The following is a 3147-nucleotide window of genomic DNA, read 5'->3' as shown; positions in this document are numbered from 1 at the left end:
CCAAAGGGATCGGGAATTACCCTGTTGGTCGACCTGCTTTCCGGAGTCCTGTCGGGCGCACATTTTGGCCGGGAGGTTCTTAGCGTCTATTCCAACCAGGAACAGGTTTGTGGAACCGGACATTTCATTCTGGTGATGAAGGTAGCTAGTTTCATGCCGGTGGCTGAGTTCAAACAGCGTATGGATAAGCAGCTTGCTGCAATTCGGGCGTTGAAGCCAGCAGCCGGATTTGCGGCGGTGTCATACCCGGGTGATCGGGGAACCCGGCTAGAAAAAGAGCGACGTTTAAAAGGGATCCCCATCAGCAACCCGGTCCAAAGGGATATGCAGAAGATGGCCGAACAGTTGGCATTAGCTTTCCACAATTTGTAATAGGTAGTGGTTTCATTCTGTACCGTTTGTAAATCTGTAAAATCAGATTGCTACACAGTTCTTCTGAGTAACTTAACCGTAAATGGTTGAATTTGCTTGTTCATAATGCTTGTTGTTCTTGCTCTACTGATACCAGTTGATACCCCAGTTCTTGTGCTTTACGTTTCAGATTTTGTAACACCCGTGATCGGTAGCGTTCTTCATATTGTTCTTGGCCGACATCGACGAAGTCGGTTCCGTTTTTGAGCATGTTGTAGATCAACCTAGCCAGTTTGTGGGCAGTTGCGGTGATCGCTTTGGGCGCGCCCAATCTCGAACGTTGGCGTCTTAAATAGGCGCCCATGGCACTTTTTGAATTGAACAGCGTCATGGCTGCCATGCGTAAGGCGGCTGCCGCTCGATTAGCAACCGGCTTGGTCGCACTGCTGAGAACTTTGCCCCCGCTGATCTTTGAGCCAGGGCACAAACCGAGCCATGAAGCAAAATGCTTGGCCGACTTCCAGCGGCTCATGTCAATGCCAATTTCGGCAATGATCTTCAGGGCCGTGTTAGTACTGATGCCGTTGATGCTGGACAGATCAACGCCGGACATGCGCTGTAGTGCTTCCTCCATACTGCGCGGCGGACTGTTATTAAGATCGTTATCGTCGGATGCATCACATGCATTGAGTTGATCGAGGATCTGCTGATCACAATCAGCGATCTTTTGTTGGTAGAACTCATAGAGTTCCACTGCCTGTTGTAGGCTGAACAAATGTTCAGATCGATAGTTTCCGTGTAAAGAGCGAGCAATCGTCTCTTGGTTGTTCTTGCAGCGTTTGTCCCGCATGGCAGCCAATGTCTTCGGATTGCGCTCGCCGGCAAGGATGGCACTAATGATCTTCATGCCGGTGACCCCTGTGATGTCGGTGACGACATTGTGCAATTGGAGGTTCATCTGCGACAGGGCTTTTTGCATGCGCTGAATATACGATGAAGCATTGCGCACCAGCGTTGCGCGCTGACGAACATAGGCGCGGAGTGTACACACCTGATCAACGGGCCGAAACGCGCCGCGCAGCAATCCGTAAGTATGCAGCTGCTGCAACCATTGACAATCAAGGACGTCGCTTTTTCTGCCGGGGACATTCTTGACATGGCGGGCATTGACCAATCTGACGTCAAGTCCGTAGAGCTCAAGAATTTCAAAGACCGGGATCCAGTAAATGCCGGTTGATTCCATGGCAACGGTCGTAACATTGCAGGAGATCAGCCACTGTGCCAGGCGTTCGAGATCATCGGTAAAGGTCGAAAATTCCCTGACTGGCTGATCATCGGCTCCTTCTGGAACAGCCACAAAGTGGCTGCGGGAGCCGACGTCAATCCCTGCTGCGTGATGGTTCAGCTGTTGCAAATGTTTTGGAAACTTGGCCGTTCTTTTGCGAGATGGTTTCTTTTGCTTCATGCGTCTGACCTCCGAAATGAGAATTTGGTCAGGCCGGGAAGAGGAGCTGTCAAAATAGGCTCTCTTCTGAACGGGATAGCAAATGCTTCACCAATGAAAAAACGCCAGCTCCCGAACCACGCTAATCAACGGGCACAATGCACCAATGGCGATACGGCCTCATCATCCCGGCTGCCACAGTGACGGTAGCCAAGGACGACGTGAAACTCAAGTTACTTTATGAAAATTCGCCCCGCGGGGCGTGAGTCGCTAATCAGATAATTTATTGTTTGACCGAGCCTCGATTTCACTTTCACTAGACCCTGCTCACCAATGCTGTTGACAATCTACAAGAAACCGTCGCCTGTTGTGCGCAATTTTTTATAAGGACAAGCAGGTATTTAGATGCCGTGGTAAAATTGCTCATGGTTTAGGTAAACAACCTACCGGCCGCCAAATCAAATGGCGTAAACAGGTCCTTGTAGCAGGAAGTATTTAGCTGCTGATTAAAACATTGACAATTTAAATATAAATTATTGACAAATTAACATCATTGTCTTAAGTTTTACCTCAAACGTTGTTTTATGAATTTTCACGCACTGCTTGATTGGCTGATTTCAAAACTAGGCATGGTGCTGAGAAACACGATTTCTCGCACTGCTGACCTGATGCTCTGAACCATCTTAGTACTCAAAGAACCTTCGAGTGGCGGAGGTTCCCACCTCTCAATGATCAGGAAGGAGTCAGGCAATGCTGAAGAAGATTTTATCGATTACAGCCGCATGTTTTTTGTTGTGGACACCCCAAGTGTTCAGTCAGAGTACCATCAATCTCGACCTGAATGCTATTTACGGAGCTAATAACCTTCACACCCTGGGGGCCGTCGATTTTGCAGAGAGGGTCAAAGAATATTCGCAGGGAAGCATCCAGGTAACAGTGCATCCAGGAGGAAGTCTTGGCTTTAGCGGGCCGGAACTGCTCCGATCCGTTAGGGATGGATTAGTACCGATGTCTGATATCCTGATGGGTGTCGTTGCCGGGAGTGAGCATGTTTTCGGGATGAGTTCACTACCGCGCTTGGTGAGTGATTTTGACGAGTCTCGTCAGCTATATGAGGCCGCAAAACCTGCTTATGAAAAAGCCGCAGCAAAGTGGAAGCAAAAACTGCTCTATGCTGCCCCCTGGCCACCAAGCGGGCTGGTTACAAAGAATATTGTCAATACCACCGCTGATCTTAATAACCTCAAAACCCGCACCTATGATCGTAACGGCGCCGAGTTCCTGCGTGCTCTAGGCAGCTCTCCGGTATCGATGCCCTGGGGTGAAGTCTACTCCTCCCTCACTACCGGGAC

The 3147-nt window shown here is 49.5% G+C and carries 3 protein-coding genes; 2 read left to right on the top strand and 1 reads right to left on the bottom strand.

Translation table 11 applies throughout. From position 1 onward, the window contains the following. A partial coding sequence (locus AC6F7T_RS01195) for an Ldh family oxidoreductase (RefSeq protein ID WP_500716130.1) occupies positions 1-372 on the top strand: 372 nt, incomplete at its 5' end. Positions 373-472: 100 nt separating this feature from the next. Here the strand turns inward: AC6F7T_RS01195 and AC6F7T_RS01190 are convergent. Next, on the bottom strand, positions 473-1816 hold the full coding sequence (locus AC6F7T_RS01190; protein ID WP_500716129.1) for an IS110 family RNA-guided transposase: 1344 nt from the start codon (positions 1814-1816) through the stop codon (positions 473-475). A 729-nt stretch (positions 1817-2545) separates the two neighbouring features. Between AC6F7T_RS01190 and dctP the strand changes: the two genes are divergently transcribed. After that, the coding region (gene dctP / locus AC6F7T_RS01185; protein ID WP_500716128.1) for a TRAP transporter substrate-binding protein DctP at positions 2546-3147 on the top strand (602 nt) is incomplete at its 3' end.

The sequence above is a fragment of the Pelovirga sp. genome (genome assembly GCF_059864205.1).
This window is presented reverse-complemented; position numbering and strand designations above follow the sequence as displayed.

Bases quoted from the DNA above. Each gene is read 5' to 3' on its own strand.
- AC6F7T_RS01190 (WP_500716129.1), bottom strand. From the start codon at position 1,816: ATGAAGCAAAAGAAACCATCTCGCAAAAGAACGGCCAAGTTTCCAAAA.